The organism is Slackia piriformis YIT 12062, assembly GCF_000296445.1.
GTDB lineage: Bacteria > Actinomycetota > Coriobacteriia > Coriobacteriales > Eggerthellaceae > Slackia > Slackia piriformis.
Genome location: NZ_JH815198.1, coordinates 1,671,231 through 1,692,863, shown reverse-complemented (window position 1 = coordinate 1,692,863; position 21,633 = coordinate 1,671,231). Strand labels below are relative to the sequence as shown.

Genomic DNA, 21,633 nt, shown 5'->3' with positions numbered 1-21,633 from the left:
ATTACACGTTATGAAAGGCATCAAAGAGTCTCTCGCGAAGGTGCTTTTCACGGCTGCTGCGGGGGTTTCGATCCTCGCAGTAGCCTTGATATGCGTCTTCCTCTTCGCAAGCGGTGTGCCCGCTATTGGAAAAATCGGCGTGGTCGAGTTCCTTACGGGAACTGTATGGCGTCCGGCAAGCGAGACGTTCGGCATCCTGCCGATGATTCTGGGCAGCATCTACGCAACGCTCGGAGCGCTTGTCATCGGCGTTCCGACGGGTCTTTTCTGTGCCGTGTATCTTTCTCGGTTTGCCAGCCCTCGCGTTAAGCGCATCGTGACGCCCGGCGTTGAGCTTCTCGCCGGCATTCCCTCGGTTATCTACGGCTTCTTCGGTCTTGTGGTGCTCGTGCCGCTTATTCGCCAACTCTTTCACGTGCAAGTCATGAGCCTGCTTGCCGCATCCATCATCTTGGGCGTGATGATTCTTCCCACCATCATCACGGTTGCTCGCAATGCGCTCGATGCGGTTCCTGACAGCTACTACGAAGGCGCGCTCGCGCTTGGAGCCGATCACGAACGAAGCGTGTTTCGCGTCCTGGTTCCCGCTGCGGGGTCGGGCATCATGGCGGGTGTCGTTTTGGGCATCGGCCGCGCTATCGGCGAGACGATGGCGGTGGTCATGATCGCCGGCAACCAGGTCCAGATTCCCAGCAGCATTCTTGAGGGCGTGCGTACGCTTACGACCAACATCGTCATGGAGATGGGCTATGCGGCCGACTTGCATCGTGAGGCGCTCATCGCGACCGCTGTGGTCCTGTTCGTGTTCGTGCTTATCATCAATCTTGCTTTTGCCGCTTTGAATGCGAGGTCTAAGAAGTAATGAATAACGTCTCTTCGTCTGCTGCGCGCAAGCCGCATAAGAGAAAGTCATCCGTCTTCTTGAACCTTCTCGTGCACTGCGCTGCAATTCTCACGGTTGCCGTGCTCGTGGTAATCGTCGGTTACATTCTCGTTATGGGCGTTCCGAATCTAAGGCCGGAACTGTTCTCCGTCGAATACAACTCGGAGAACGTCTCTATGCTTCCGTCCCTGGTCAACACCTTGCTTGCTGTTCTTCTGACGCTGGTCATCGCCGTGCCTCTTGGCGTCATGGCAGCGATATTTCTCGTGGAGTACACCACGCGAGGCAACAAGTTCGTCAAGGTGGTGCGCGTTACCGCCGAGACTCTCGCAGGTATTCCGTCCATCGTGTACGGCTTGTTCGGCATGCTCTTCTTCGTGACGTTTTTGAAATGGGGCCTTTCGCTTCTTTCGGGCTGCTTGACGCTTGCGATCATGGTGCTTCCCACCATCATGCGTACGACCGAGGAGGCTTTGCGCGCCGTACCCGACTCGTATCGCGAGGGAAGTTTCGGTCTTGGGGCCGGTCGTTTGCGCACGGTGCTTTCGGTCGTGCTTCCTCCCGCTATGCCGGGAATCCTGGGCGGCATCATTCTTTCAATCGGCCGTATTGTCGGAGAGTCGGCTGCGCTGATCTTCACGGCAGGAACGGTTGCTGCCATTCCCATGGGCGTGTTCGATTCCGCCCGCACGATGTCTGTGCATATGTATGTGCTTTCGTGCGAAGGCCTCCATATCGACGCAACCTATGCAACGGCCGTTGTTTTGCTGATCATTGTGGTCCTCATCAACGCATTGGCCTCGTTTGCCGCAAAGCGCATCACGAAGGCTTAGAAAGGAATCTCACGTGAGTGAAATCATCACCGACCAAAAGACGCTTGTCGCAGAGGGCGGCATCGAGGTCGCGCCGACGAAAATCGCCGTGAACAATCTCGACCTGTTCTATGGCGACTTCCATGCGCTGCATGGCGTGAACATGGACATTCCCGCGAACAAGATCACGGCTTTCATTGGACCGTCCGGTTGCGGAAAGTCAACGCTGCTGCGCACGCTCAACCGCATGAACGACCTGGTCGAGGGGTGCCGCATTGAAGGCGAGGTGAATCTCGACGGAGAAAATATCTACGCCAAGGGAACCGATGTGAACCTGCTGCGCCGTCGAGTGGGCATGGTGTTTCAGAAGCCCAATCCGTTTCCGATGAGCGTTTTCGACAATGTCGCCTTCGGCCCGCGCACTCATGGCATCAAGGACAAGGCGAAGCTTGAGGAAATCGTCGAAAACGCCTTGCGAAAGGCCGCGATTTGGGACGAGCTGAAAGACCGTCTCAAGAAGAGCGCGCTCGGCCTTTCGGGAGGTCAGCAACAGCGATTGTGCATTGCTCGTGCCCTGGCGGTCGAGCCCGAGGTGCTTCTGATGGACGAAGCCACGAGCGCGCTCGACCCCTTGTCCACCGGCCGTATCGAGGACTTGGCTATCGAATTGAAGAAGGATTACACGGTCGTCATGGTGACCCACAACATGCAGCAGGCCGCACGCATCTCCGATATGTGCGCGTTTTTCCTGCTGGGCGACCTGGTTGAATACGGCGACACGCAAACGCTGTTCAGCCATCCGGTCGATAAGCGCACCGACGATTACATTACGGGAAGGTTTGGCTGATACTCATGCGCGATGTGTTTCAACAGCAGCTTGCGCTGCTCGACGCCCAGCTGCTGGTCATGGCGTCTTCCATGCAGGATGCGGTTTCTGACGCCATCAAGGTCATGGAGGACCGCAGCGATGATCTGGCAAAGAAGGTCATAGACGGAGACGATGACATCGACCGTCAAGAGCGGGAGATCGAGAGCCTGTGTCTGAAGCTGCTTCTGACGCAGCAGCCCGTGGCAGGCGATTTGCGCCGTGTTTCGGCGGGTTTGAAGATGGTCGGCGATATCGAACGCATCGCAGACCAGGCGGCGGATATCTGCGAGACTTCCATATCCGCCGACGAGGCTTTCGACGCACGCCTTGCCGTTCATTTGCGCCGCATGGGCGAGTGCGCTTGTGATATGGTGCATGATGCCGTGGAGGCGTTTGTCGAGCAGGACCTGGAGAAAGCGCGTGCGGTCGTCGGTCGCGACGATGAAGTGGACGCATTGTTCGATGCGGTCAAAACGGGCGTGATTACGACAATCCAGGAAGGGTCTGGTTCGGCGAACGGTCTCATTGGCGCTCTTATGGTGGCGAAATATCTTGAACGAATCGGCGACCATGCCCAAAATGTTGCTGAGTGGGTAGGATACTCCCTCACGGGATACTACAAAGGAGACCTGATCGGATGATCTACTATCTCGAGGATGACGAGCAAATCCGCAATCTTACGCTCTACACGCTTGCGCAGACCGGGCATGAAACGCAGGGTTTTTCCTGCGCTGCGGAGCTGTACGAGGCCATCGAGCGCGCGGTTCCCGATCTTTTCATCCTCGATGTGATGCTTCCTGGTGAGGACGGCATTTCCGTTCTTAAGAAGCTTCGCGCATGCGACGATACGGCCGACGTTCCCGTGATGATGCTTACGGCGAAATCGACCGAGTTCGATACGGTTACGGGGCTTGATGCCGGCGCAGACGACTATCTGGCGAAGCCTTTTGGCATGATGGAGCTGCTTTCGCGCGTGAATGCTTTGCTGCGTCGCGCCCGCCGCAACGAAGAGCGGGCGCGCCAGGCTGCAGATCTAGCTCGTGCCGAGGCCGAGTCGTCTCGTTCGTCAGACTCCGAGGTATCGCGCGACAAGGAAATTCTCGAAATCGGGCCTATCCGCCTCGATGCCGCACGTTATCTCGTCTCTGTAGGTGGCGATGAGGTTCGTTTGACTCACAAGGAGTTCGAGACGCTTCGTTTCCTCATGAGCAATTGCGGCATGGTGGTTTCGCGCAATCAGCTTCTTGTTCAGGTATGGGGCTATGAAGTGGCGGGGGAGACGCGCACGGTTGACGCGCATATCCAGACTCTGCGAAAGAAAATTGGCGAAATCGACCAAGAGGCTGCGTCGCTTATCGAGACGGTTCGCGGCGTCGGATACCGTATGAAAGGCTAGGTGCGAGTCGTTTGAGCTCTTTGCGTCAAGACGAGTCGAGCTTCAATGCAATAACCGAGGGCGGCGAGCGGACCCGAAAGGCTCCTCGCCGTTCTCTTTCTCGGAGCATTTCGCATACGGTCATGGTCGCTACGGCGTCATTGGCGGTTGTATGCGCGGTGCTTTTCGCGCTTGTGTTTTATCTCGTCCTCGATCGCCAGGCCGTAAGCGATCTCAAGACGGAATGCGAAAGCCTCGCGGACACGCTTGATGCGCAGATCGATGGCGATACTGACGCCAAGACCGTCCTTCAGCGTCATGCGAACATCGTCGTACCCGGAACGCGTGTGACCTTGATCGATCGCAACGGCGATGTGTTATTCGACACCGCGGCCGACGTTGCCAGCCTCGATAATCATGCGCTCCGCCCTGAGGTCATAGAGGCCATGGAGGAGGGGGAAGGCGAAGCGGGCCGTTATTCGGAAACGCTTGGCGAGGAAACCCTCTATCATTCCGTGCGTCTTGAAGAGGGGTCTGTTTTGCGTTTGGCGAAAACGCATTCGAGCGTGTGGGGCATCATGTCTGCCATGCTGGTTCCCTATCTTGTGGTGCTTTTTGCTACGGTCGGCATATCTCTTCTTGTGGGATGGGTCATATCGCGCAAGGTCACTTCCGAGCTTTCTGCGGTCGACCTTGACCACCCGCACGGCGCCAATGTGCCCGAAGAGCTCGTTCCCCTGATCAACCGCCTTGACGAGCAGCGCAAGCGCCTCGATGCGCAGGTGGCGGAGCGCCGCCGCTTCACGGGCAACGTATCTCATGAGCTCAAGACGCCGCTCACGGTTGTTTCCGGGTATGCCGAGATCATCGAGCGCGGCATTGCTCGTCCTGAGGATGTGAAGCAGTTTGCCGGGCACATTTACGAAGAAGCCCAGCATATGAAGTCTATGGTCGACGAGCTTTTGACGCTTTCCCGTCTCGACGACGCTGAGGCGGAAGATATGCGTATCGACATGGATCAGAGCGTCTCGCTGGTCGAGGTTGCCCGCAACGTTTCGGTCAGGCTGGCGTCTGCGGCTCGTCGTCGGGGGATTACGGTGGGCCTGAACGTTTTCGAAGGGGACGGTTCGGGAGACGTCAAGGTTGTGGGGAATGCGCGTATAATCGAAGAGATGCTGCGCAACCTCATGGAAAACGCCATTCGATACAACGTCGATGGGGGAAAGGTCGATGTGTGCGTGGGACGAAACGCGCAAGGCCTTGCGTTCGTTCGCGTTGCCGATACCGGCATGGGTATTCCCGAGGACATGCGCGAGAAAGTGTTCGAGCGATTCTTCTGCGTGGACGAAAGTCGTTCGAAGGAAACGGGCGGCAGCGGGCTTGGTCTGGCTATCGTCAAGCATGCGGCGCAGTTGCATGGCGCATCGGTCTCTATTTCCGAGAATAAGCCGCGCGGCAGCGTGTTCGAGGTTCTCTTCCAGCGCTAAGGTGTCTGCTTTGCGAAAATCTTTTTCGTTTGTCCGTTTTTGAAGCCTATCTCCCCGCATCATGCTCGGCTACACTGATCCCTATTGGTAAATGCGGGTGAAAGGTAGGGTCGTGAGGCTTCTCGAAGAGCGTATTCAGCGCGACGGCGTGGTGAAGGCCGAAGGCGTGTTGAAGGTCGATAGTTTTCTGAATCATCAGATGGACATCTCGTTGTTCAACGAAATGGGCGCAGAGCTCAAACGTCTTTTCGCCGACGCTCCCATCAACAAGATTCTGACCATCGAGGCTTCGGGCATCGGCATTGCCGCAATCGTGGCGCAGCATTTTGGCGTGCCGGTGGTGTTTGCCAAGAAGGCACAGAGCATCAACCTTGATGGCGAGATGTACACGACGCGCATCCAAAGCTTCACGCACGGCAAGATTTTCAACGTGATTGTGTCCAAGAAATACATCGGCCCCGAAGATCACGTGCTGATTATCGATGACTTCCTTGCGAACGGCTGCGCACTCGACGGACTGATTGAGATTGTCGAGTCTGCGGGTGCCACCGTCGAAGGCATCGGCATCGCCATCGAAAAGGGCTTTCAGCCCGGCGGCAAGAGCCTGCGCGAGCGCGGGTATCGCCTTGAGTCCTTGGCCATTGTGGATGCGATGGACCCTGAAACGGGCAAGTTGGTCTTCCGCGAGCAGAATGACGCGGCGGCTTCTTGCGCCGATTTCGGCGGCGTCATCGAATGCGAAGCGGACGATATCGCCAATGCATGCGCTGCCGCGAAGACCTCTTCCAATGCCGCATCCGCCTGCGGCGGTTCCGGTGCGAACGCGGAGAGGTAGCCATGGCTTTCAAGGGATTTTCGAAGGGCAAGGCATTCGACCATGCAAGCCTGTTTCAGCTTGATGGCAGCATACCTATTCTGAGGGCTATTCCGTACGGTGTTCAGCATATTTTGGCGATGTTCGTGGCAAACCTTGCCCCGATCATGATCGTGGCGGCGGCGGCCGGCTTGAGTGACGTTCAAACGAGCTCACTTATCCAGGGGGCCATGCTCATCGCCGGCATCGGCACTCTAATCCAGTTGTTCCCTCTGTGGCGTATCGGCAGCGGGCTGCCGATTGTCATGGGCATTAGCTTCACGTTCGTGACGGTGCTGTGCGGCATCGTTGCCACGTATGGCTATAACGTCGCGATCGGCGCCATCATCGTGGGCGGTATCCTCGAGGGCGTTCTGGGCCTTTTCGCGAAGTATTGGCGCAGGCTCATTTCGCCTATCGTTGCCGCCGTGGTGGTTACCTCCATCGGGTTTTCGCTGCTCAACGTTGGTGCCGCATCGTTCGGCGGCGGCACGGGAGCTGCCGATTTCGGCTCGCCGCGTAACTTGCTGCTGGGGTCGATCGCCTTGGTGTCATGCCTGATTTTCCAGGTGCTCGCAAAGGGCAAGACCAAGCAGCTTTCGGTTCTGTTCGGCCTGATTGTGGGCTATGTGGCGGCAATTTTTCTGGGGGCGGTCGATTTCTCGGCGTTTCAGAATCTGCAGCTTTTCGCAGCTCCTTCCCTCATGCCGTTCGCGCCCGAGTTCAACCTCGCCGCCATCGTTTCGGTGACCGTTATTTTCCTGGTGTCTGCCACAGAAACCATCGGTGACACTTCGGCCGTTTCGCTGGTTGGCCTCGGCCGCGATGTGAAAGAGCGCGAGCTTTCCGGTTCTATTGCCTGCGACGGCTTCACCAGTGCACTTTCCGGCTGCTTGGGTTGTTTGCCCGTGACATCGTTCTCTCAGAACGTAGGTCTTGTTGCCATGACGAAGGTCGTCAATCGCAAAGCCATCGCCACCGGCGCGGTCATCATGATGCTGTGCGCGTTTTTGCCCGTGGTCAGCGCGATGTTCCAATCTCTGCCTGAGGCCGTTTTGGGCGGGTGCACCATCATGATGTTCGGCAACATCATCGTGAGCGGCTTTCAGATGGTTGCGCGCGCCGGGTTCTCTCAGCGCAATATTCTCATCGCGGCGCTTTCGCTTTCCATCGGCATCGGGTTTACCCAGGTGTCCGACATTTTCGTCATATTCCCCGAGCTTGTGCGCAGCGTGTTCGCCGATAACTGCGTGGCAGGCGTGTTCCTTGTTGCCGTAATTGCCAACCTGGTTCTGCCGAAAAACATTGCTATCGACGGGGCTCAGATCGAGGGCGAGACGCGTCAGTCAGAGCTTGACTCCGAGAAGTCCGGCGAAGGCGAGGAGGCGGCTTTCGAGCCGCTTTCGGCCGATGCGGTGTTCGTCGAAAACGAGAAGACGAGCTCCCATTCAGCAAGCTAGGATGCGCACTCGTCTAGCTGGTTAGACGCGTGCGTCCAGCTAGCTCGGGCTTGAGCCCAGCCGGCCAAAGCGTGTGCAGGGGTCGTCGTCTTGGGCGGCGGAGCGGTTCGCATTGATGAAGCCATATATAGAAAGATGCCGCTTGGGATTGCAGACCGAGCGGCATCTTTGCGTTTGCCGTAGCGGCCGCGGGTTTGCTTGCGAACCCGCGGCCGTCTCTTCAACGGCGGAGCAGGCATGTCGGCGGCAGAGCAGGTCTATCGGCGATGAATCCATGCTATTTCGTCGTTTTGTGCACGCGTTTTGGCAGTATCGCCGAAATAGCATGGATTTTATCAATCGGTCGATGGGCGCATTATGGCGAGCTTAAAGAAACACCTGGTCAGAGAGTTGTAGCAGAGATGTCTTTCTCGACTGAGGGCTCGGGCCTGTACTATTTCGTCATTGCGTGCATTTCTGGTGCGCAAAACGCCAAGATAGTATTGATTGAACGGTAGCCCGCCTTTGCAGAGGTCGAAGATACGCTCGAGAGCGGCATCGTCCGCAGGTAGCGACGTTTCAATCGTTATGCACGGGTCCTCTCGGACGGGTCTGTTGGCGAGGGGTCTTGGGTGGCCGTCGCTAGCTGTCCCGGGCGCGCTCCGTTGCCAGCACGGGTCCTCGGGTGGTCTGTGGGTGGCGTGCAGACGGAGCTTGCGGCTGCGGCTGTTTCGTGCCAATCCGGCAACGCGGTTTTTCGCGGGAAGCTTCCTGAAAGAAAAACGAGTAAAATAACAAGGACATGCCCAAAAAGAGAGAGGATGGGTGTAATGTCCAACACGGATTTCATGACCGAAGTTGACCGGTTCATCGACGAAAACTGGGAAGAAATCGTCGAGGAAATCGCAAGGCTTGTCTCCGTTCCGAGCGTGGCCGATTTCGATCGTGCGACCCCTGAGGACCCAAGTGGTCCCGAGGCGCATGACGGTTTGCGCGCTGCGGTGGATTTGGCGCAGCGACTCGGCTTTGACGCCAGAGACGACGCGGGCCAGATCGGCATAGCCGATCTCAAAGGTGAAAGCGACACCATGCTTGGCATGATCTGCCATTCCGACGTGGTTGCTCCTGGTGTCGGCTGGACGCTCGACCCCTGGACGCTTCTGCGCAAGGATGGATTTTTGCTTGGACGCGGCGTTTTGGACGACAAGGGCCCGCTTGTCGCTGCGCTGTACTGCATGAAGTTTTTCAAAGACAAGGGCGAGAAACTTCCGTACACGTTGCGCATGCTTATCGGCACCAACGAGGAAACGGGTACTATGCGCGATGTCGCGTACTATCTGGAGAACTATCCCGCCCCTGCATTCACGTTTACGCCGGATGATATGTTCCCTGTTTGCTACGGGGAAAAAGGCGGCTTTGACGGCCTGATTTGCTCGAAGCAATTCACCGGCGGCAATATTATTGACTTCACCACCGGCGAGGCTTCTACCAATGCCGTACCGAGCCAGGCAACCCTGGTTGTCCGCGCCGACGCCGAGGCTCTTCCTGCGGCGGACAATATCGACATCTATGCCGAGGGCGATTACGCCATGCTCGTGGCGACCGGTCGCGGCGGCCACGCATCCATGCCCGCCGGCACGGTGAATGCCATAGACCTGCTGGTGAAATACGCGCTCGCAAACAATCTGTGCACGGAAGAGGAAAACGTCTTCTTGCGCATGATAGGCCGCATCATGGATTCCACGGACGGCAGCTCTGTAGGAATCGACACGTGCGACGGCTTCTTCGACCCCCTTACCTGTATCGCAGGAACCATTCACTTCGAAGAAGGTCGCCTGAAGCTGACCATCGACATTCGATTCCCCACGTCTACGAGCAAAGAAGACCTTCTGGCGAAACTCGTCCCCGTTGTTGAGGAAGGCGAGGCGACCATCGAGAACACCCTGCTCATGGAGCCTTTCTTGATGAAGCCCGATAGCCCTGCCATCGTTGCTCTTGTGGAGTCGTACCGCGAGGCTACGGGCCTCGACGGCGAACCGTTCACCATCGGTGGCGGCACGTATGCTCGCGAATTCCCGTGCGCTGCCAGCTTTGGGCCCGAAGACCCCCATGACGAATATCCCGAATGGGTTGGCCCGATGCATGGCGCAGACGAAGGCGTTTCCGAAGAAAGCCTGAAACGTGCAATGCGCGTTTACATTCTTACGATCAAGCGCCTGATGGAAATGGATCTTTTGGCGCTGAGCGAATAGCCGCAACTGGATCGGTTGTTTTTACGTCGAGCTTCGTTTATAATCCATCTCCGCGCCCGAGTGGCGGAATGGCAGACGCGGCGGTCTCAAAAACCGTTGTCTTTGACGTGCGAGTTCGACTCTCGCCTCGGGCACCATCTGCATTATTCGAACCCGTTGAAGCAGCGATGCTCGGCGGGTTCGTTGTTTTTCGTCCGCATTTCGTACTGGGCTGCTTTGCTCAGGAAAAGGAGGGGGTCATGGATCGAGGCGTTGCGATGAAGCGGAGTGAATCTATTGCGTTCAGCGGGTTGTCCATAGCTTTGCTGACGGTGTGTTCGTGGGTGAGCATTCCTTTCGGTCCGGTGCCGTTTACTCTGCAGACCATGATGCTTGCGTTCATCGTCGTGCTCTTCCCTGCGCGTGAGGCTTTGATGAGCGTTTTCGGCTACCTGATTATCGGCGCAATAGGTGTTCCGGTGTTTTCCGGAATGACGGGCGGCCTCGGAGCCATCATGGGACCGACGGGCGGATTTCTGATGGGCTTCGGCGTGGGCACGGCCCTTGTGGCGCTTCTGTCGTCGCGCTGGAAAGAGCCGGAAGGCAAGCTTGCGGCCACCATGCGCGAGGCTTCTTTCGCGGTGATTTTGCTTCTGTGCTCGTATGCGTGCGGTTGGGTGCAGTTCATGACAGTTACCGGAATGGAGCCTCTTGCGGCGTTCGCGGTGAGCATCGCCCCATTCATCGTGCTCGATGTTGTGAAGATGTCCGTCGGCGTAAGCCTTGCACACATGCTTAAAGTTGCAGTTCCGGCATTGCGCCGCAAGAAAATCTAAAAAAGCCTGAAGGCGCCGGCGAAAAGTCGGCGCTTTTTGCATGGGTTCCTTGCGCCGGTCGTCCGCTATAAGATTCTTGATTATGTGCGCAATCGTGCGGATTGGCGCGTCTTCTTCTGGCCTGCGTTGTAGAATTCACAAGATTGCAGCATGCGCCGCCGCGATGCACGGAGGCGCATGCTGTATTTTGCGGCGGTTCTTCTCTTGCGCGCGGGCCGCATTCGGCATCGCGGCCTGCGCGTAGGGGATGCGTGCACGTGTAGAAGCGCGTGTGTTATAGAAGAAAGATTCGGGGGTTTCGTCAATGGCTCAGGGGGCATATGTTCTTGCGTTCGATACGGCAAACGAGGTGGTCGCCGTAGGCGTCGGCCGTGTTGGCGTGCAGGACGAAGGCAGCTGCGCGTTCGTGCTGGCTCCTTGCTCGCAAGAAGGGATTGTGGCAACGAAGGAAGTTGCGGCGCATAGGGCGAGCAACACCGTTTTGCTGCACGAGGTTGATGCGCTTTTGGCGGAATCGGGCGTTTCGAAAGAGGAAATTGCGGCGGTGGTGTGCGGCCGCGGCCCCGGAAGCTTCACGGGCGTGCGCATCTGCATGGCAACGGCGAAGGGAATGGCTTCGGCGCTTGAGGTGCCGCTGCTTGGTGTATCGACCCTTGACGCCGTTGCATGGAATGCGTGGGCAAGCGGGGTGCGTGGCAGGGTTTTGGTTGCGGCCGACGCCATGCGCAAAGAGGTGTATCCCGTTCTTTTCGACATAGACGATCAAGGCGTGCGACGTTTGACAACCGATACGGTGGTCAAAGCCGCAGATGCGCCGTCGTGGGTGTCGGAAGCCTTGCAGACGTTTGGTGCAAACCAGGACCAGGGCAGCGCGCTTGATGCTATTTTGGGTGATGCGCTTGTGAAATACGCCGATATCTTCGAGCCGCTTGGCGCTCTTGCAGATGAATCGCTGTGGGCGGTAAGCGGCCGTGGCCTGCTTCTTGCCGAGCGTGCAGGGGGTAATCCCGCCACGTTGCTGCCCGTGTATACGCGTCTTTCCGACGCGGAGGAAAACGAGCGCATTCGTTTGGCGAAAGAGGACGGTGGTAAAAACCTCCGAACGGGAGTGCAGCTGTTCGAGGGGTCTCAGGATGCAGCTCCTCTTTCGTATAGGCCGCTCGATGCAGCCCATGCGCCCGATGTTGCCGCTCTTGAATCTGTCGTCATGGGAAGCGACGCGTGGAAGGCGTCTCTCGTCGCAGACGAGCTTCCCCGCAAAGACCGCACCTGGTGGGCTGCTTTCGACGGCAATGTGCTTGCGGGCTACTGCGGTGGATGGATCGTCGACGGACAGGTGCAGATTCTTAAAATAGCCACCGATCCGGCGTATCGCCGTCGCGGCATTGCGGCCGAGCTCCTTGCGTTGGTCGCCTCCGATGCACGCAATTTGGGCGCAACCGAAATGACCCTGGAGGTTCGTGCGTCGAATGCCGACGCACAGACGTTTTACGAGCGCATGGGGCTGCGCAATATAGGAACGCGCCCCCATTACTATAGCGACCGCGAAGACGCCGTCATCATGTCTGGTCCTCTGCCCGAGGCGCGCCGTGATGTTGCGGGCATGCGTTTGCATGTGGACGATGTGGCCCAGCAACCGGCGAACGCTTGCGAAGCGGATTCTCCCCGTAAAGCCGACTCCTCTTGCGAGGCGGATTCTTCGGGTGCGGCGAACCGCTCGCATCCGCTGATTCTTGCCATTGAGAGCTCGTGCGACGAAACCGCGGCGTCTGTCGTTGATGGCAACGGTGTCCTTCGTTCGGACGTGGTGGCTTCTCAGATTGACTTTCATGCGCGTTTCGGCGGCGTGGTTCCCGAGATTGCAAGCCGCAAACACATCGAGGCCATCTGCGGCGTATGCGACGAATGTCTTGATTCGGCGGCTCGAAGCCTGGGTACAAGCCGCCTTCGTTGGCGTGACCTCGATGCCGTTGCGGTTACGTATGCGCCTGGCCTGGTGGGGGCGCTCGTCGTGGGCGTTGCGTTCGCAAAGGGCGCTGCATGGGGCGCCGATATTCCGCTTATTGCCGTGAACCATCTTGAGGGGCATCTGTATGCGAACAAAATCGCGACACCCGATATTCAGCCTCCCATGGTGGTATCGCTTGTGTCGGGCGGGCATACCATGCTCGTGCACGTGAAGGATTGGGGCGAGTACGTCACCATGGGCTCCACAATCGATGATGCGGTGGGCGAGGCGTTCGATAAGGTGGCCAAGGCTCTTGGCCTGGGATATCCGGGTGGCCCGATTATCAGCAAGCTTGCTGCTAAGGGCAATCCCAAAGCGATTGGCTTTCCGCGTGCGCTCATGCATTCGGGCGATCTGCGCTTCAGCCTGTCGGGGCTGAAAACCGCGGTGACCATCTATATCCAGAAAGAGCAGCAGGCTGGCCGCGAGCTCAACATGCCTGACATTGCCGCAAGCTTCCAGCAGGCCGTGGTGGACGTGCAGGTGAAAAAAGCCATGGTCGCGCTTGACGAAACGGGCGCGAGGGAGTTTTGCGTGGGCGGCGGCGTATCCGCAAACCCGGGACTTCGCGCCGCGTACGAGAAGGCGTGCAAGAAACGCGGCGTGCGTTTGTCCATGCCGCCGCTTTCGGCCTGCGGCGACCAGGCGGCTATGATCGCGCTTGTGGCGCACGATCGCTACAAGCAGGGCAAGTTCGAAGACTGGTCTCTCGATGTGAAAGCGCATGCGCCGCTCGACGAGGCTTACTAGTTGCGTCGGCCTGTCGGCCGACGCAACGGAGTCGTCCGGCTACGGACGGACGGGGCGGCGCATTCGGCGCTCCAGGCGGGTCTTACGTACCGAAGTACGCTACGCCTCGCCTTCACGCCGACTGCATCCGCCCCGCCCGCCTTCGCCTGCGCTTCGGCGACCTGAAGGGATTTGCTTCTCAAGCCCTTCCAACCCAGGGCGCGCACGAAGCCTTGCCCGCGCCCGTTCTTATAGCAATCTAAACGCCAGGCTGTTCACGGCTTTTTGCTGCGCCTGCAAAGGAAATCCCCTGAATTCCGTGTAGTAGCCAAGTGCGCGGTCCTGGCTCGGTTCAAGACCTCCCGTATCGGCGGGGCGCACTCCGTCGCCGGTGCGGACAAAATTGCTCGGTTGCCACGACCAGCTGCCCGTTTCCTCTCCGTTTTCGTCCGTGTCGGGTGTGTACCTTGCTCCGCTTTCTATCTGATAGAACATCACATCGAGCGGGCTTTTTACCTTGCACGTGCAATCGGCCAGGGAAAGAAGCGTTCTGAGTCCTTTTGGCGTGCGATCCTTGGCGGAAAACCAGTCGCGCAAAAGCGAGAGAAGCGAGTTCAGCAGCACGATCTCCGCAAGTGTATAGTCGTTGGACGCTCGCAGCCCGTGTTTGTCGATTTCGATGGAGCTGCTATGTTCCAGGAGCGCTGCGGCGTATTCCACGTCGCTTTCGCCAAGAGACGCATGGGGGTCAAGCTTAATGGTTCCGTTGTGGGACATCAGGTAATTGTGCGTTTTGCTTAGGAGTCCGTATGCCGCACTGGCCGAAAGGCGTTCCTGCTCAGAGCGTTGAGGGGCGGGTTCGGGCATCTCGCTTGGCTCTCCCTGCTCAATGTCGAAGTCGAGTTCGCCGTTGCGCGCTGTGAGCGTGACGGACGCTACAGGATGCGTGTTTGCCAGAGCGCGCCAGAGCGCGCCGAAGAATACGTCGTTGATCTGCTGATTGATGGAACGCGCTCCATAGTGGGCCTCGAGCGCGTTTTCCACCAGCGCATCCTCGGCTGCGGGATCGATGGAAAAGCGTGCGCCCGCAGGAAGCATGCGGGCGTATTCGTTTTGCTTGTTGCGTCTGACGATCTCGCGCAGCGCCTCTTCGTTCAAAGCCGCAAGGAAACGCACTGTGGAAAGACGTCCCGCCATCTCGCGCGGCATGCCCCATGTTTCGACGTCTTCCAAAGAGACGCGCTCGCGCAAGCCGTCTTCCGAGAGGTCGTTCTCGGAGGGGGCGTTTTCTGAGGCGGAGCTGAACCCGATGGTCGAACGCGAGATGCCGATGCGCGACGCGATGATGTCCTCGATGCCGGTGAACGCGCCCGCCATCACGAAAATGCAGCGGTCGCAATCGAGAGCGTAGGGCGTTCCGTTGCGGGAGTCGTCCGACCCTTCGAGGATGCCGCCTTCAAGCGGCTTGAGCAGGTCGTAGATGGCTGTGCCTTCGCGGCTGGTATGGGTTTGGGCGAACAGCTTGTCCACCTCGTCGACGAAGATGAGGATGTTGCGATCGGGGTTTTCGTCGAGCGCCGCGCATGCCCTGACCCACTGTTTGCCGAATGAGTCGCCTATATACCCGGCGGCCGACATGCTGCTCGCGTCTATCTGTTGGAAGAGCAGGCCCGATGTTTTCGCGAACGTCTTGAGCAAGTGCGATTTGCCCGAAGCCGTCGGGCCCACGATAAGCGCCGAGCCGACGTTGGGAAGCGAGAGAGCGTCAATGCCTTGCTCGTGGATGATGCGCGATCGCGCGCATGCGGCGTCGGCGAATGTGCACAGCCAGTCGACTGCCTCGTCTTGGCCGATGACGGTCTTTTTTACCTCGGCCGCAATTTCGGCGAGACTCTTGTCGTTTCCTCCGTACATGCGATCGTCCTTTCCTCGCGTGCGGATTTTCGTTTGCCGAATCGTAGCACTTGTGCTACGATTCGGCTGCTCGCCGTTCTTGGGTGAGCTTTTCGTCTCCATCGTCGAAAGGATTTATGCAGGTGTAGTCGTCTTTCCTGTAGGAAATAGCTTGTTCGCATAGCGCGTTCGTCACGGCATGGCCGTCATGCGTTCTGCGTTTCTGCATCAAGCGGCTTTGTAGCCGCGGTTTTTTGCATACCTGCATTCTTTCAACGTAAGGAGAACTTCCATGGGTTTTTCTTCCCAACCGCTTCCGGGCAATTCCGCCGAATCGCGCCTGAGCGCATCCGGCCGTCCACTTTCCAGAAATTGGCTCGCAATCATTGCTTTCATCTGGGCGGGCCAGGCCGTTTCCATGTTTACGAGCTATGCGGCAAGCTTCGCCGCCGTGTGGTACGTTACCGAAACCACGGGCAGTGCCATTCTTCTCTCTGTCATGAGCATTTGCGCCTATCTGCCGCAGGGCATTCTTTCGCCGTATGGCGGCGTGATCGCCGATCGCTACAATCGCAAGGCGGTCATTATCGCGGCGGATATGGCGGTCGGGCTGGTGTCGTTTGTGCTTGGCGTGCTCATTCTGCTCGATGACGTAAGCATTGCTGCGATCATGCTCATGGTAATCGCTCGCAGCGTTGGCCAGGCGTTTCACGGGCCCGCCATGATGGCGGCTATGCCTATGCTTGTGCCTGAAAAGCATCTTCTGCGCATCAATACGCTCGATATGATGCTCATGAGCGTGGCGGGCATCGTGTCTCCGGCGCTTGGCATCATGCTCTACGAGGGCGTGGGCTTTCATGCGGTCATGTTCCTCGACTTCGTGGGCGCTGCGCTTGCGTGCCTCGCGCTGGTCAAGGCGAGCATCCCTTCCGTTCGCGATTGCGCGGCTTCATGCGAGAAGCGCCATCCGCTGGTCGAGATGAAAGAGGGCTGGAGCGCGCTGCGGGTGAATCGCGGACTGTTCCTGTTAATCGTGCTGATCACGCTGGGCATGGTGAGCTTCGGGCCGATGGGCTCGCTCTATCCGCTCATGACCTACGACCACTTCGGCGGCGACGGCTTCATGGTTGCTGTGGCCGAGGCTACGTTTGCGGGCGGTTTGTTTGTCGGGTCGCTTATCATTATGGCGTGGGGCGGCGGCAAGCGTCTGGCGTTGCTTTTGGCCGCATCATGCGTGGCATTCGGTGTTCTTGCCGCAGCATCGGGCCTGCTTTCCCCTACGATGTTTTGGGTGTTCGCTGTGCTGTGCGCGGCTATGGGCATGGTGTGCGCTTGGTTCAACGGTCCCACGGTCACGTTGGTGCAGCGTAATGTGCCCGAAGAGAAGATGGGCCGCGCGCTCGGTTTCGTCACGGCCGCCATGGGCTTGGCGTCCCCTGTCGGCATTGCTCTGGGTGGTATGGCGGCCGAAGCCATTGGCGTGGCGTCATTCTTCGTGGTTGACGGCGTTATCTGCGCGATTATCGGCGTGGTGCTTTATCTCCCGAAAAGCGTCCGTGCTCTCGACGAACCTTCTGCTGAATAATCATGTGCTGCTGCGGATTTGCGATGGAGCCGATCCGCAGCTGGTTTTTCATGCGGCAGGGTCGGCAGTGCGCCGGCGCCGCCTCCCGGTGCGGCTCCCGCCGCCTTCGATTTCGCGTCCGCATCTCGGCGCCGTGCATAAGGTGGGCTTGGCGCAATGGAGTGCCGGCGGCATTTGCCGGTTGGATGCATCTTTGCGCGAATGCTAAGATGCCAAAAGGCGTATCTTGCTTTGCCGCGTGCTTGTTCTTGGAGGGGCAATGGACGAATTGGTCGTATGGTTTACCGAGCGAATTGTTGCCAGCGGCGGCGTTGTCCCTGCGTTCATCGATTATTTTGCGGTTGTTGTGGGCGTGGTTACGGGCGCTATGTTTGCATGCGACCGAAAGCTCGATATTGTCGGAACCGTGGTGTGCGGCCTGTTCACGGCATACGGCGGCGGCGTGCTGCGCGACTTTCTCCTGCAGGATGAAGGCGTGTATTTCATGTCGCATCCGTACCTATTTCTTCTTTGCGTCTTTCTCTGCGTCTTCGTGTTCTACTTCCGCGGTCTTTTCCGACATCTTCCTTCGACGATTTTTCTGTGCGACACCCTTTCGGTCGCGCTTTATGCGGTTGCCGGCGCAAGCAAGGCTTTCGACTGCGGGAGCGGCTTTATCATGTCCATTGTCTTGGGCGCCATCGTCGGCGTGGGCGGCGGTGCCATTCGCGATTCGTTCGTCGGAGAGGTACCGGGGATCTTCCGATCGAGCAACTTCTACGCCGTGGCGGCGATCGGCGGTTCGTTCACGTATGTGTTGCTGGTCCAATTCGGCTCCGATCCGGCGGGCGCTGCGATTCTCTGCGTTGCCGTCGTGCTGGCGCTGCGCTATCTGAGCGTGTTCTTTGACTGGAGAACCGGCGACGACCCCATTGATTTGACTCCGTATGTCTCGCGTCCCTTGAAAAGCTTTGGCTACATCGTGCGCGGCTTGTTCTTGGGCGGTGGCAAAAAGGAACGCCGGCATTACGTCCGTTCGTTCAAAATGAAGAGTTTGTCCTCCGAAAAGGCTCAACGACGGTATGACCATGAAGAAGGGGATGCCGGTTCGGAGGGGCGCACGGAAAGCGAAGCGGGTTCCAACGACCCGTTAGCGTTCATGCGGTGATTTTTATCAGCCTTGAAAGCGGCGACGGGCACGGAGAATATATCCGATTCGTGACAGATCGGCGTAAGAGTTTTCCGAGGGGGCGTATTACCGCGCTGTCGGGTATTATGATGTGTTGCAATCGGGCAACGACGTTGCCTTTTCCGGAAGTCGTACAGCGACTTCCGATGAGACCCTTTGTAACCGTCTTGAAAGGAGAGAGTCTCACCTATGCCTGTTGGCCTAAGTTTGCTTCTTGTTCTGTTTTTTCTTTTGATGAACGCGTTTTTCGTCGTGGCCGAGTTTTCGCTTGTTCGCGTGCGCAAGTCGCAGGTGGATATGCTGGTTGAAGAGGGCCGGCCCGGCTCGAAATACGCTCAGTTGATTGCCAACAACGTCAACGCCTACCTATCGGCATGCCAGTTGGGCATTACGCTTGCTTCGCTTGCTCTCGGCTGGTTGGGCGAGCCTGCCGTTTCGGCTTTGTTCCATCCGCTGTTCACATTGCTCGGCGTGCCCGACAGCGTGAATTTCGCGGTGTCGGTGGCGATCGGCTTCTGCCTGGTCACTGCGTTGCATATCGTGGTGGGCGAGCTCATTCCCAAGTCTTTGGCTATTTTCAGCACCGAGAAATACGCTCTGTTCACGGCGGCTCCGCTGGTGTGGTTCTACCGTCTTACGTTCCCGATCATGTGGCTGTTCAATAGCATCACCAACGGCGTGGTGCGCCTGATGGGTCACGATCCGGCTGACGAGCACGATGTCTATACCGAAGAGGAGATTCGTCTGCTGATTGACGAAAGCACCGAAAACGGCCTGATCGATTCCGAGCAGAATGAGTTCGTGGACAATATCTTCGATATTGCGGACAAAGATGTCGAAGCCATTATGACGCCGCGTCCCGACATGGTGTGTCTGGGCCTCGAGGATTCGCTCGAAGAGAATCTGCGCGTGGTCGAAGAGCATAAGTTCACGCGATTCCCTGTGTATCGCAAAGATAAGGACGACATCGTCGGCTTCGTGCATATCAAGGACCTGTATCGTCTGGATGAGCATGCCACCATGGCGGACATCCGCATTCGCCGCATCGTCGCCGCTCCTGAGAGCATGCCGGTTGTTAAGCTGCTCCAGCTGCTGAAGAAGGAGAAGACGAAGATTGCCATCGTCGTCGACGAGCATGGCGGCACGTCTGGCGTTGTCACCATGGGCGATATTTTCGAGGAGATCATCGGCGATTACGACGACGAATACGTGCACAGCAACAACGAGACGTTGACCGAGGTGTCCGACGGGCATTATCTGACGACGGGCGCATGCTCAATCGACGATTTCGCCGAAACCGTCGGGTTCGATTCCGACGACTTCCCTGAGTACGAAACATTGGGCGGTCTTTTGCTTGAATCGTTCGACCGAATCCCCGATGTGGGCGATGAGACCACCTATTTCGAGGGCAATACCACGGTGCGTTTCATCGTGCGCTCCATGGAAGCCCGTCGCATCGGCCAGGTCGAGTTCTGGGTGAGCGTCGAAGAGCCTGACGACGAAAAGGAGTAGCGGGCTCGCTGCGCCGCGCTGCGTTCCTGCGTGCGAAAATTCAATACTGCTGACGAAAGGACGGCACCCCGGAGTGCCGTCCTTTTTTGCGTCATGGGGCCTTCGAGGTGCTCGAATGGGCGCCGTCAGGTGGTTCTGTTCGTGCGGAGCAAGTTGTGCATGGTCTGTTCGCCGTGTTTCCATGCGCGCATGAAAGCTTTTTCGTTTCGTGGGCGTCTTCCGTTCGGGGACCGATATGGGGCATCTTTCGATTTCGCGCTCTATTCTGGTGGATCAATTGTGAATTTCTGATAAAATTTGCAGCTTGGAATGTAAGGGATTCAACGAAAAACAAGAAAGGGGGCTCTGCATGAACGGAGAACTGATGGATTCCCTAATCGCAATCACGGGTCAAATCAGCGATTTCATGTACACCTACATCCTGGTGTTCCTGCTTGTCTTCTGCGCGGTTTATTTCACCATCCGCACGAAGGGCGTACAAATTCGCTATATCAAGGATATGTTCACCCAGCTTACGGAGAAAAGGCACGTAGAAGGCAAGAAGTCCATTTCGTCGTTCCAGGCGCTCATGGTTTCTACCGCTTCCCGCGTCGGTACGGGCAATATCGCCGGTATCGCCACGGCGGTTGCCACGGGCGGTCCTGGTGCCGTGTTCTGGATGTGGGTTATGGCCTTGGCGGGCGCCGCGTCGGCGTTTGTCGAATCCACACTCGCGCAGATCTGGAAGGTGCGTGGCAAAGAGGGCGAGTTCCGCGGCGGTCCCGCATACTACATCGAGCAGGCTCTCGGTAAGCGCTGGGTTGGTGTGCTGTTCGCCATTTTGCTCATCATCTGCTATGCATACGGCTTTAACGGCCTGCAGGCTTTCAACATGGCAAGTGCGCTTGAGTACTACATTCCCGATTACGCCACGAACGGCGCAGCGGTTGCTCTGGGCATTGTCCTCGTTGTCATGACGGCGTTCGTCATTTTCGGCGGTTCCAAGCGCATTAGCATCATCACCTCCATCGTGGTGCCCGTCATGGCTCTTGCTTATATCGGTCTTGGTTTGTTCATCACGTTCACCAACCTCGACCAGTTGCCGGCCGTTTTCGCCTACATTGGCGAATCCGCTTTCGACTTCCAGTCGATCTTCGGTGGCTTCGCGGGTTCGGTTGTCGTTCTTGGCATTAAGCGCGGCCTGTTCTCCAATGAGGCAGGTATGGGTTCCGCCCCGAACGCCGCTGCAACTGCAAGCGTCTCTCACCCCGTCAAGCAGGGTCTGGTGCAGAGCCTTTCCGTCTACATTGACACGCTGATCGTGTGCACCTGCTCCGCTTTCATGGTCCTGATTTTCTATGTACAGTCCGGTGGAACCTTTGGCGAGCTCAACGGCATGCCTCTCGTGCAGATGGCCGTCAATTCCGCTGTGGGCGAGATGGGCATTCACTTCGTTACGTTCGCGATTTTCGCCTTCGCGTTCTCGAGCTTGATCGGCAACTACTTCTATGCGGAAAGCAACATTCGCTTCATCAAGAACAGCCCTGTTCTTCTGACCGTCTTCCGCATCACTTGCTTGGTTGCCATCATGGTGGGCTGCCTGAACAACTTCACGCTGGCATGGAACTTCGCCGACATCACCATGGGCTTCATGGCCATCGTCAACCTTATTGCCATCCTGCTGCTGGGCAAGTGGGCTTTCAAGGCGCTTGACGATTACACGGCGCAGAGGAAGCTTGGCAAAGACCCCGTCTTCGTGGCTGACAGCATTGAAGGTATGCCCGCAACGCAGTGCTGGCATATTGGTAGCGACGATTTGAAGGATGTCGGTCCCCAGCCTGTAAAAGAATACTTCGAGGAAGCGATCGACGCCGACGGAGATTCTTTCGAGCCGGTTAAATAACGTCAGGGTTTCTGCGGCTGGGCGTTCCAAATGCGCCATGCTGCATGAAAGCCGCGTTCAATAAGCCCGATG

General features: G+C 57.7%; 16 protein-coding genes and 1 tRNA gene. 16 read left to right on the top strand and 1 reads right to left on the bottom strand.

Annotated features, from left to right (window positions below; genetic code table 11):
• Positions 1-10 precede the first annotated feature (10 nt).
• The 12 genes from pstC (at position 11) to tsaD (ending at position 13,542) form a co-directional block, all read left to right on the top strand.
• Positions 11-862 carry a phosphate ABC transporter permease subunit PstC gene (gene pstC / locus HMPREF9451_RS07415; protein WP_009139685.1) on the top strand — a complete coding sequence of 284 codons (852 nt, stop codon included), beginning with the start codon at positions 11-13 and terminating at the stop codon, positions 860-862.
• Entirely contained in the window at positions 862-1,716 is an 855-nt protein-coding gene (gene pstA, locus HMPREF9451_RS07410) for a phosphate ABC transporter permease PstA (RefSeq protein ID WP_009139684.1), read from the top strand. Before pstC ends, pstA begins: the two co-directional genes overlap by 1 nt.
• 13 nt (positions 1,717-1,729) lie before the next feature.
• On the top strand, positions 1,730-2,542 hold the full coding sequence (gene pstB, locus HMPREF9451_RS07405; RefSeq protein WP_009139683.1) for a phosphate ABC transporter ATP-binding protein PstB: 813 nt from the start codon (positions 1,730-1,732) through the stop codon (positions 2,540-2,542).
• Positions 2,543-2,547: 5 nt separating this feature from the next.
• Positions 2,548-3,204, top strand: coding sequence for a phosphate signaling complex protein PhoU (gene phoU, locus HMPREF9451_RS07400; RefSeq protein ID WP_009139682.1), 657 nt, complete (start codon positions 2,548-2,550; stop codon positions 3,202-3,204).
• The gene (locus HMPREF9451_RS07395) at positions 3,201-3,959 is read left to right on the top strand and encodes a response regulator transcription factor (protein ID WP_009139681.1); all 759 of its coding nucleotides are present in this window, start codon (positions 3,201-3,203) and stop codon (positions 3,957-3,959) included. Before phoU ends, HMPREF9451_RS07395 begins: the two co-directional genes overlap by 4 nt.
• 11 nt (positions 3,960-3,970) lie before the next feature.
• A complete protein-coding gene (locus tag HMPREF9451_RS07390) occupies positions 3,971-5,425 on the top strand; it encodes a sensor histidine kinase (RefSeq protein ID WP_009139680.1) in 1,455 nt (484 codons plus the stop codon).
• A gap of 112 nt (positions 5,426-5,537) precedes the next feature.
• A complete protein-coding gene (locus HMPREF9451_RS07385; RefSeq protein WP_009139679.1) occupies positions 5,538-6,260 on the top strand; it encodes a xanthine phosphoribosyltransferase in 723 nt (240 codons plus the stop codon).
• A 2-nt stretch (positions 6,261-6,262) separates the two neighbouring features.
• The gene (locus HMPREF9451_RS07380) at positions 6,263-7,738 is read left to right on the top strand and encodes a uracil-xanthine permease family protein (protein ID WP_009139678.1); all 1,476 of its coding nucleotides are present in this window, start codon (positions 6,263-6,265) and stop codon (positions 7,736-7,738) included.
• Between the two features lie 809 nt (positions 7,739-8,547).
• On the top strand, positions 8,548-9,969 hold the full coding sequence (locus HMPREF9451_RS07375; protein ID WP_009139676.1) for a Sapep family Mn(2+)-dependent dipeptidase: 1,422 nt from the start codon (positions 8,548-8,550) through the stop codon (positions 9,967-9,969).
• A gap of 54 nt (positions 9,970-10,023) precedes the next feature.
• Positions 10,024-10,106, top strand: a tRNA-Leu gene (locus tag HMPREF9451_RS07370).
• A 102-nt stretch (positions 10,107-10,208) separates the two neighbouring features.
• Positions 10,209-10,784: a biotin transporter BioY gene (locus HMPREF9451_RS07365; protein ID WP_009139675.1), complete on the top strand. Its 576-nt coding sequence runs from the start codon at positions 10,209-10,211 to the stop codon at positions 10,782-10,784.
• A gap of 304 nt (positions 10,785-11,088) precedes the next feature.
• Positions 11,089-13,542 carry a tRNA (adenosine(37)-N6)-threonylcarbamoyltransferase complex transferase subunit TsaD gene (gene tsaD / locus HMPREF9451_RS07360; RefSeq protein WP_009139674.1) on the top strand — a complete coding sequence of 818 codons (2,454 nt, stop codon included), beginning with the start codon at positions 11,089-11,091 and terminating at the stop codon, positions 13,540-13,542.
• 228 nt (positions 13,543-13,770) lie between these two features.
• On the opposite strand, the gene HMPREF9451_RS07355 is transcribed toward tsaD, so the two are convergent.
• Positions 13,771-15,435: an AAA family ATPase gene (locus HMPREF9451_RS07355; protein WP_009139673.1), complete on the bottom strand. Its 1,665-nt coding sequence runs from the start codon at positions 15,433-15,435 to the stop codon at positions 13,771-13,773.
• A gap of 271 nt (positions 15,436-15,706) precedes the next feature.
• On the opposite strand from HMPREF9451_RS07355, the gene HMPREF9451_RS07350 reads away from it, so the two are divergent.
• From HMPREF9451_RS07350 to HMPREF9451_RS07330, 4 genes are all read left to right on the top strand, one after another.
• Entirely contained in the window at positions 15,707-16,999 is a 1,293-nt protein-coding gene (locus tag HMPREF9451_RS07350) for an MFS transporter (protein ID WP_009139672.1), read from the top strand.
• 259 nt (positions 17,000-17,258) lie between these two features.
• Positions 17,259-18,146, top strand: coding sequence for a trimeric intracellular cation channel family protein (locus tag HMPREF9451_RS07345; RefSeq protein WP_009139671.1), 888 nt, complete (start codon positions 17,259-17,261; stop codon positions 18,144-18,146).
• Between the two features lie 210 nt (positions 18,147-18,356).
• Complete coding sequence (locus tag HMPREF9451_RS07340) at positions 18,357-19,679, top strand: hemolysin family protein (protein ID WP_009139670.1); 1,323 nt, start codon at positions 18,357-18,359, stop codon at positions 19,677-19,679.
• A gap of 349 nt (positions 19,680-20,028) precedes the next feature.
• Positions 20,029-21,561 carry an alanine/glycine:cation symporter family protein gene (locus HMPREF9451_RS07330; RefSeq protein WP_009139669.1) on the top strand — a complete coding sequence of 511 codons (1,533 nt, stop codon included), beginning with the start codon at positions 20,029-20,031 and terminating at the stop codon, positions 21,559-21,561.
• Positions 21,562-21,633: the final 72 nt, after the last annotated feature.

Coding starts and splice junctions, on each gene's coding strand:
- pstC (WP_009139685.1), top strand. CDS start 11: ATGAAAGGCATCAAAGAGTCTCTCGCGAAGGTGCTTTTCACGGCTGCT.
- pstA (WP_009139684.1), top strand. CDS start 862: ATGAATAACGTCTCTTCGTCTGCTGCGCGCAAGCCGCATAAGAGAAAG.
- phoU (WP_009139682.1), top strand. CDS start 2,548: ATGCGCGATGTGTTTCAACAGCAGCTTGCGCTGCTCGACGCCCAGCTG.
- HMPREF9451_RS07395 (WP_009139681.1), top strand. CDS start 3,201: ATGATCTACTATCTCGAGGATGACGAGCAAATCCGCAATCTTACGCTC.
- HMPREF9451_RS07380 (WP_009139678.1), top strand. CDS start 6,263: ATGGCTTTCAAGGGATTTTCGAAGGGCAAGGCATTCGACCATGCAAGC.
- HMPREF9451_RS07375 (WP_009139676.1), top strand. CDS start 8,548: ATGTCCAACACGGATTTCATGACCGAAGTTGACCGGTTCATCGACGAA.
- HMPREF9451_RS07365 (WP_009139675.1), top strand. CDS start 10,209: ATGGATCGAGGCGTTGCGATGAAGCGGAGTGAATCTATTGCGTTCAGC.
- tsaD (WP_009139674.1), top strand. CDS start 11,089: ATGGCTCAGGGGGCATATGTTCTTGCGTTCGATACGGCAAACGAGGTG.
- HMPREF9451_RS07355 (WP_009139673.1), bottom strand. CDS start 15,435: ATGTACGGAGGAAACGACAAGAGTCTCGCCGAAATTGCGGCCGAGGTA.
- HMPREF9451_RS07350 (WP_009139672.1), top strand. CDS start 15,707: ATGGGTTTTTCTTCCCAACCGCTTCCGGGCAATTCCGCCGAATCGCGC.
- HMPREF9451_RS07345 (WP_009139671.1), top strand. CDS start 17,259: ATGGACGAATTGGTCGTATGGTTTACCGAGCGAATTGTTGCCAGCGGC.
- HMPREF9451_RS07340 (WP_009139670.1), top strand. CDS start 18,357: ATGCCTGTTGGCCTAAGTTTGCTTCTTGTTCTGTTTTTTCTTTTGATG.
- HMPREF9451_RS07330 (WP_009139669.1), top strand. CDS start 20,029: ATGAACGGAGAACTGATGGATTCCCTAATCGCAATCACGGGTCAAATC.